The sequence below is a fragment of the Brotaphodocola sp. genome, from assembly GCF_983179755.1.
In genome coordinates this window covers 69,678-76,849 of sequence record NZ_CFAHBC010000010.1, presented here as the reverse complement: position 1 = coordinate 76,849, position 7,172 = coordinate 69,678, and the positions used below count along the sequence as shown (strand labels likewise).

The window sequence follows — 7,172 nt, the reverse complement described above, 5'->3', positions numbered from 1 at the left end:
GCCTGATTACCATCCATGGTTTTCATTTTTCTTGCCATTTGATTTTCCTCCTACAAATGTGAATATTACATGTGTTCCGGGAAGGTCCTCCGGAACAGCTTGTCCGATTCAGAAAGCACTTTCAAAATGCTCCGAACCGACGTTTAAGCTATCCCCTGTAAACACTTGGAATAGCTGACCTGTATACATTATATCAACTTTTTATTAATTTGCAAATATGAAATGAAAAAAAATGCGTACTAATTTGCATACAATCCACACAGAACCCTCTTCATTTTCTTTTTTTCTGCACACTGATGCACAAAAAAAGAGAGATGAGGGTCTTTTTTTCTCTCATCTCTCTTAAATTTCGTTTTCTTGATCCTGTACCTCGTCCTGTAACATGCGTACAGGAACTTTTTACCATCAGCCTGCCGGATTCGGAGCGATCGTCTCCACATTCGTATCTCCGCCCGGTACCGGAGACGGCGCCGGTGCAACCGTTGTCGGCGTTGTGGCAGGGGCCGTCGCTGTTGTCGGTGCTACGGTCGTATGCTCTGCCGTCGTCGCCTTCTCCGCCGAAGTCGTGTGCTCCGCCGTGGTTGCCTTCTCGGCTGAGGTCGTCTTCTCAGCAGATGTTGTCTTCTCCACTGCCGTGGTCTCCGCCGAGCTGGAATGCTGGATGCTCTCCTCAGAAGAGGAAGCCGGAGCAGTCGTCACTGCGGTTGCGGAGGAATTTCTAAGGATTACCGGGGTATGTCCCTTGTAAGTTGCGGTGTGATCCACCTTATCGCTGACCACCTCGCCGTTCTTCTTTACAACAAGGCGAACCTCCCACTTGCTTCCCTTCGTTCCTGCGGTCTTCGTCTTCTCAGTTCCCGGTGCAAGTGTCGGATCTTCCTCGTAAGTTGGAGCCGGAATATCAGTCTCAGACAGTTTCTCGGATTTCAGAGAATAGGTTACCCCCTCCTCGAGAAGCGGGATTGCATAGATCGAAACCGTGCACTCCTGATCGGCATAGCTTGCGCGGATACCGATTGCGGTGTTCGAGTTGTTCACAAACTCATAGTCCGGTCCACCCCAGCTGACTGTTGCGTCCATACCCGGGGTGACATAGGTCGGCTCAAATGTGTGAGAACGTCTCGTCACAGTCTTGAGTCCTGCCTTCACAACAGCATTGTACAGCGTAGAAGATACCTGGCAAACACCGCCGCCGATCTCCTGAACTACCTCGCCGTTGCTGTAAGCGCCTGCTTCCTGGTAACCCTTTGCCTCGGTACGCTCTCCAACCGTCTTGTTGAAGGAGAACGTCTCTCCCGGCTGAAGCACGGTACCATTGATCGCCTTTGCTGCAAGGCGCACATTCGTGTTTCTCTTCGCATTTGCGGTTGTCTTCGTCGTCACGGTCGAAACCGTTTTGTACTTCTCTCTCGCCGTGCTCTCAGAAAACTCCGGCTCTACGGTATTCACCGTCGCTGTGATCACTGCATCAAAATGCTTCTCATTCAGAGCACTCACAATATCGCTTGCAAGTTTCTCCTGATCAACTGCCTGACCGTTCTCTGCACCCGTAAACTGGAACTTTCCGGTCGAATCGTCATAGCTCGAGATCGAACCATTCTTCGCCTTCTTATCCCACTTACTTGCGACAGTCTCAGCCTCAGCCTTTGCCATCTCCTCAAGTCCGGTCGTATCAAGCGTGTAGCTTTCCTTCGGCTCCCCGGAATAGATTTCCGTCAGAAGGGAATCAAGTTTCTCTGCCATCAGATCATTGACCTCATAGGTCTGATCCTGCCAGGTCACCTTCATCGCCCACGGGAAGTCTTTTAAAATAGCTTTCTTCGCCTCTGCCTTTGACATTCCGGTGATGTCAATTCCATCTACGCTGACCTGCTTCTTTAACTCAATCTGTGCCTCTGTCGTTGTCTCCACGGTTGTCTTATCTTTTCCGCCATCGTTCTTTCCTGATCCGGTGATTCCCTTCACAAGAAACATAATACAGGCAATCGCCACAACCAGAATGACTCCACCGATCACAATTTTTGCAATTTCATTTCCGGAGCTTCCACGTCTCGGTGGACGACGGTTTCTTTCCGAATAGGAATATCCACTGCGATGACTACTGCTTCCCGCTCTGCGTGAAGATCCTCCTGAAGAATATGTGCGTCTGGATGCACCTCCCGTCGTGCTTCCTGTACTTCTTGCTCTTGAATGCCCCGATGTCGAATTTCTGTTATTCTCGTACTGACTCATACCATTCACCTGTTTTCATCATTATTCGTACTACTTCGTAGTGTCCTGATTTTTTGTCAGAAACATACTCTTGCCAAGTATATCACATTTTGTCAAAAAAGAACTAACAATTTTTTAACTTTTTCATGAATCTTTTTTATGCATTCCTTAGAGTCTGTTTAAGAATTCTTTTTCGCCCTGCACGCGCCCGATTATTTTGTTAAATTTTTATCTTGCAGAATAAAATCAGACTTGCTATACTGTTGCCGTAAACAAAAAACAAGTAAAAAAGGGAACCACATGAAATCCCAAACATTTCTCAGTATGTGCTCTCGGAATCCCTTTTCGCAAAGGCAAATGCAAGAGAGACTCCGAGCGTGCATCAGCTAAAAATGGAGGAAAAACCATGAAAATTCAGAACATTAAGGATGTAACCGTTTTTTTCAAAATCATTGATGAGTGCAAGGGACCGGTAGAGTTAGTTTCCCCGGAAGGCGACCGCATCAACTTAAAATCCCGTCTCTCCCAGTATCTGTCCATGGCTACGATGTTCTCCAACGGATATATCAGAGAGCTTGATCTCATTGCCCATGACAAGGAGGACATTGAGCGCCTGTTAAAATACATGTATCAGGGAGAGTAAGTCCAAATTCTCCAAACCATTTTTTAACGAAATTTTTGAAAATGCGGAAACAGTGACATGCCGGTCGACATATGATGAAGTGTAAACCAATTCCGGAGGAATAACACTATGAGCGATCTGGCTGCAACGAACTGCGGATGCGACTGCACTTGCAACAACGGAGGAAACAGTTGCAATACGATCTGGCTGATTCTGATTCTGTGCTGTTGCTGTGGCAACGGATTCGGAAACGGCTGTGGAAATGGCTGTTGTGAACATAATGGCTGTGGAGGAAATGAATGGATCTGGATCATCCTTCTCCTCTGTTGCTGTGGCGGAAATAACAATTTCTGCTGTTAAGTTAGCTGTTCATTGTATGATGTTCAAGCCGATGCAACCATCGACTTGGCACGGGAATCAGGTAATGCGTCATCCCTGATGTCGCTCTGACCGGTAAAGAGGGAGCTGCCTCAACGAAGATGATTTTCTCTCATCTTTGGAGTGGTAGCTCCTTTTCTTTTTCTATTCATTCAAGCTGGTATGCACACAATTCTCCTAGAATTCCCTTGACTCTTTATCCCGCTCCCCGGAAAAATTTTTCTTACACCGTTCTCTCTGGCTCTCCTGTTTTTTTTGATTTTTCTGCTGACACGCCTCACATTCCTCATCAATCTCGTAAACAGCATTTCCATCTATAATTAATCTTGTCTTCATATTTTTCACACTCCTGTAACCACAATATATGCCGAAATTTTCAAAAATGCTTCCGTGATATTTCCTCTATTATATGTTATTACATGTTTTCCAAACATCACGCATATATTGTCTCAGAGTAATGTTTTGTTTGATTTGCTTTCGTTTCATTTGCTTTCGTCTCATTTATTTTGGTTTGCTTTGATTTTCATGGAAAGGAGCTCCTTTATGAAAGAAGAACAAGAAACTCAGGACTGCCGTGCCACAGAATTTGACTATCTTCTAGCTGACCCCCATATGCAGATGCTCAAAGCCGCCCTGCCCTATATGCCATCCTCCAGACAACGCTTCTGTTCGATGCTGATTCAGATTCAGCAGATTCAGCGCACGCGCAGTCTGTTTCAGGACGGGCAACTGAGCACGATGGAGCTTGCGCGCTCGGGAAACAAGACCTCCTCCCCGATTGAGATGCTTCAGGCAATCAAGCCCTACGCTTCCCAGCGAGAGAGGGAACTCATTGAGATGCTTGAGAATCTTCAGATTATGATGCAGGCGATCTCCTAGATCCATTTTCAAAATCAATAGTAACGACAAATTTTCCAACAGGATGGAACCGGTTAAATCGATTATCTGTAATCTGATCAATCAGACAATCAGACACGATTCACACGAACATAATAAAATATGGAGGACCCCCTATGGATCAATCATTCTGGCAGTCTGATCCGCGCCTTGCCGGCATGGACCCGGAAAAGCTGAATTTCATCACTGCCTTTGCACGGCAGATTTCCACACTTCCGCATGAACACATTCTGCCTGCATTCATGGCGATGCAGCTCGACGCCTCCCGAAAACACATTGATTTTTCGGATCAGGAGACCGAGGCTCTCGTCTCAATCCTCAGCGAGAACATGTCGAGCGCGGAGAAAAAGAAGCTCGAGACGCTTCGTCTTCTCGCAAAAAAACTGGCTGCCAGGTCATCCTGACAGCCAGTTTTCTTATGTGACCAAATTCCAATCCGCACTCCACGAGTACCGACTAAAACTTGGCAACAAATATTTTCTTGAAAGAATTACTTGCAAACAATGTTGATGATCTTGCCCGGAACATAGATCTCTTTTACGATCGTTCCTGTGATCTTGTCTGCTACGATCTCTTTTGCCTTTGCAAGAGCCTCTTCTCTCGTTGCATCGGTTGAAAGTGCAACAACACCTCTTGCCTTACCATTTACCTGAACGCCGATCTCAATCTCGTCGTCCTTCATTGCCTCAGTATCGCACTCCGGCCACTGGGTATGGAAGACGCTGTCGGTATCACCGCCAAGCTCCTGCCACAGCTCCTCACCGATATGCGGTGCAAACGGAGCAAGCAGAACTACGAAGGTCTTTAACGTCTCCTTGTCGATTCCGCCGGTCTTCTTTGCAAGCTCAATCAGCTTGTTGTTGTACTCCATGAATCCGGAGATTACCGTGTTCAGGCTGAACTGGTTAAATCTCTGCTCAATGTCGTAAACCAGCTTGTGACGCAGACGGATCATCTCCTTCGTCGCCTCAATGTTTTTATCCTTAGAATCCTGTACCAGATTCCAGAAACGATTCAGGAAACGGGATACACCCTCGATTCCACGGTCATCCCACTCTGCATCCATTTCCGGCGGTCCTACGAAGAGCTCGTACATTCTTAAGGAATCGCATCCGTAATCTCTTACGAGATCATCCGGAGAAACGACGTTGCCCTTGGACTTACTCATCTTGATTCCGTTCTTACCGGTGATCATACCCTGGTTGAACAGCTTGGTGAACGGCTCATCAAAGTCAATCACGCCGATGTCGTTTAAGAACTTGGTGTAGAAACGAGAGTACAGCAGGTGAAGAACGGCATGCTCAACACCACCGATGTACATATCTACTGGCAGGTACTTGTCTGCCTTCTCACGGGAAACAAGCTCCTTATTGTTGTGGCTATCTACATAACGCAGGAAATACCAGGAAGAACCAGCCCACTGAGGCATCGTGTTCGTCTCTCGCTTTGCGTCAGCACCACACTGCGGACACTTGCAGTTTACCCACTCATCGATTGCTGCGAGCGGTGACTCACCGGTTCCGGTCGGCTGATAGCTCTCTACCTCCGGAAGTCTGAGCGGAAGCTCCTCCTCCGGAACAGCCACGTTACCGCACTTCGGACAGTGGATGATCGGGATCGGCTCGCCCCAGTAACGCTGTCTGGAGAATACCCAGTCACGCAGTTTGTAGTTTACGGTCTTCTTACCGATTCCGCGTGCCTCGATCATCATCGGAGCTTCCTTCTTCAGAACAGAAGACTCCATTCCGTTCCACTCGCCGGAATTGATCATCGTGCCGGATGCCTCGGTGTAAGCCTCGGTCATGTTCTCGATCTCTTTTCCATCCTTTGCGATAACCTGAATGATCGGAATGTTGAACTTCTTAGCAAACTCAAAGTCACGGTCATCATGAGCCGGTACGCACATGATTGCGCCGGTACCGTAGTCAGCCAGTACATAGTCGGACAGCCAGATCGGAACCTTTGCTCCGTTGATCGGGTTGATTGCATAGCTTCCGGTGAAGACGCCGGTCTTCTCCTTGCTCTGCATACGGTCTACGTTGGAACGCATGGAAGCATCGAAAATGTACTTTTCAACATCCTCTCTCGTCTCATCCGTAGCAAGGCTCTTTGCCAGCTTGTGCTCCGGAGCCAGAACCATGAAGGTTGCACCGTAGAGGGTATCCGGGCGGGTTGTGTAAACGGTGATCTTATCCTCGCGACCGTCAACCTTAAAGTCAACCTCAGCACCGTAGGATTTTCCGATCCACTCGGTCTGCATCTTCTTAACCTTCTCCGGCCAATCGAGCTTATCCAGATCATTCAGCAGGCGATCTGCATAAGCGGTGATCTTGAGCATCCACTGACGCAGGTTCTTCTTCGTAACCGGGGAACCGCAACGCTCACAGCAACCGTTTACAACTTCCTCATTTGCAAGACCGGTCTTACAGGACGGGCACCAGTTGATCGGGAACTCCTTCTCGTAAGCCAGACCCTTCTTGAACATCTGAACAAAGATCCACTGTGTCCACTTGTAGAACTCCGGATCGGTCGTGTTTACTTCCATATCCCAGTCATAGATCGCTGCAATCTCTTTGATCTGACGCTTAATGTTCTTAATGTTCTCAGCTGTTGACTTTGCCGGATGTACACCCATCTTGATCGCATAGTTCTCTGCCGGAAGACCGAAAGCATCCCAACCCATCGGATGAATCACATAGTGACCTTTCAGCATCTGATAACGACTCCATACATCAGAAATAACGTAACCTCTCCAGTGACCTACATGAAGTCCGCTTCCTGACGGATACGGGAACATATCCAGACAATAGTATTTCGGCTTCTTGCCATCATTTACATTGATCGGGTGTTTCTCCCAGTTTTCGCGCCATTTCTTCTCAATGGCACTGTGGTTGTAACCAGCCATTTTTCTTCCTCCTAAATCCCATGCACGGTTCTCTCTGAACAAACGATCTGCGATTTCGTCCTTCGACAGCCTTCGCTTTTGATCATTCTCTTCTCCGATCTCCATACATCTGAATTATATTTTCGCTCGGTGATTTCCGCGACGATCTCATTAAGAGTC

General features: G+C 47.6%; 7 protein-coding genes. 4 read left to right on the top strand and 3 right to left on the bottom strand.

The window, feature by feature from the left end; translation table 11 throughout:
- Positions 1-405: 405 nt before the first annotated feature.
- The gene (locus AC4EVX_RS05935; RefSeq protein ID WP_490159770.1) at positions 406-2,232 is read right to left on the bottom strand and encodes a VanW family protein; all 1,827 of its coding nucleotides are present in this window, start codon (positions 2,230-2,232) and stop codon (positions 406-408) included.
- Between the two features lie 385 nt (positions 2,233-2,617).
- On the opposite strand from AC4EVX_RS05935, the gene AC4EVX_RS05930 reads away from it, so the two are divergent.
- Positions 2,618-2,854: a polya polymerase gene (locus AC4EVX_RS05930; RefSeq protein WP_177977829.1), complete on the top strand. Its 237-nt coding sequence runs from the start codon at positions 2,618-2,620 to the stop codon at positions 2,852-2,854.
- A 108-nt stretch (positions 2,855-2,962) separates the two neighbouring features.
- Entirely contained in the window at positions 2,963-3,193 is a 231-nt protein-coding gene (locus tag AC4EVX_RS05925) for a chorion class high-cysteine HCB protein 13 (RefSeq protein ID WP_177977830.1), read from the top strand.
- A gap of 195 nt (positions 3,194-3,388) precedes the next feature.
- On the opposite strand, the gene AC4EVX_RS05920 is transcribed toward AC4EVX_RS05925, so the two are convergent.
- Complete coding sequence (locus AC4EVX_RS05920) at positions 3,389-3,547, bottom strand: hypothetical protein (RefSeq protein WP_177977831.1); 159 nt, start codon at positions 3,545-3,547, stop codon at positions 3,389-3,391.
- Between the two features lie 207 nt (positions 3,548-3,754).
- Between AC4EVX_RS05920 and AC4EVX_RS05915 the strand changes: the two genes are divergently transcribed.
- Positions 3,755-4,090 carry a hypothetical protein gene (locus tag AC4EVX_RS05915; protein WP_177977832.1) on the top strand — a complete coding sequence of 112 codons (336 nt, stop codon included), beginning with the start codon at positions 3,755-3,757 and terminating at the stop codon, positions 4,088-4,090.
- Between the two features lie 134 nt (positions 4,091-4,224).
- The gene (locus AC4EVX_RS05910; RefSeq protein ID WP_177977833.1) at positions 4,225-4,512 is read left to right on the top strand and encodes a hypothetical protein; all 288 of its coding nucleotides are present in this window, start codon (positions 4,225-4,227) and stop codon (positions 4,510-4,512) included.
- Between the two features lie 86 nt (positions 4,513-4,598).
- Here AC4EVX_RS05910 and leuS read toward each other — a convergent pair whose 3' ends face one another.
- Complete coding sequence (gene leuS / locus AC4EVX_RS05905) at positions 4,599-7,013, bottom strand: leucine--tRNA ligase (RefSeq protein ID WP_490159769.1); 2,415 nt, start codon at positions 7,011-7,013, stop codon at positions 4,599-4,601.
- Positions 7,014-7,172 lie beyond the last annotated feature (159 nt).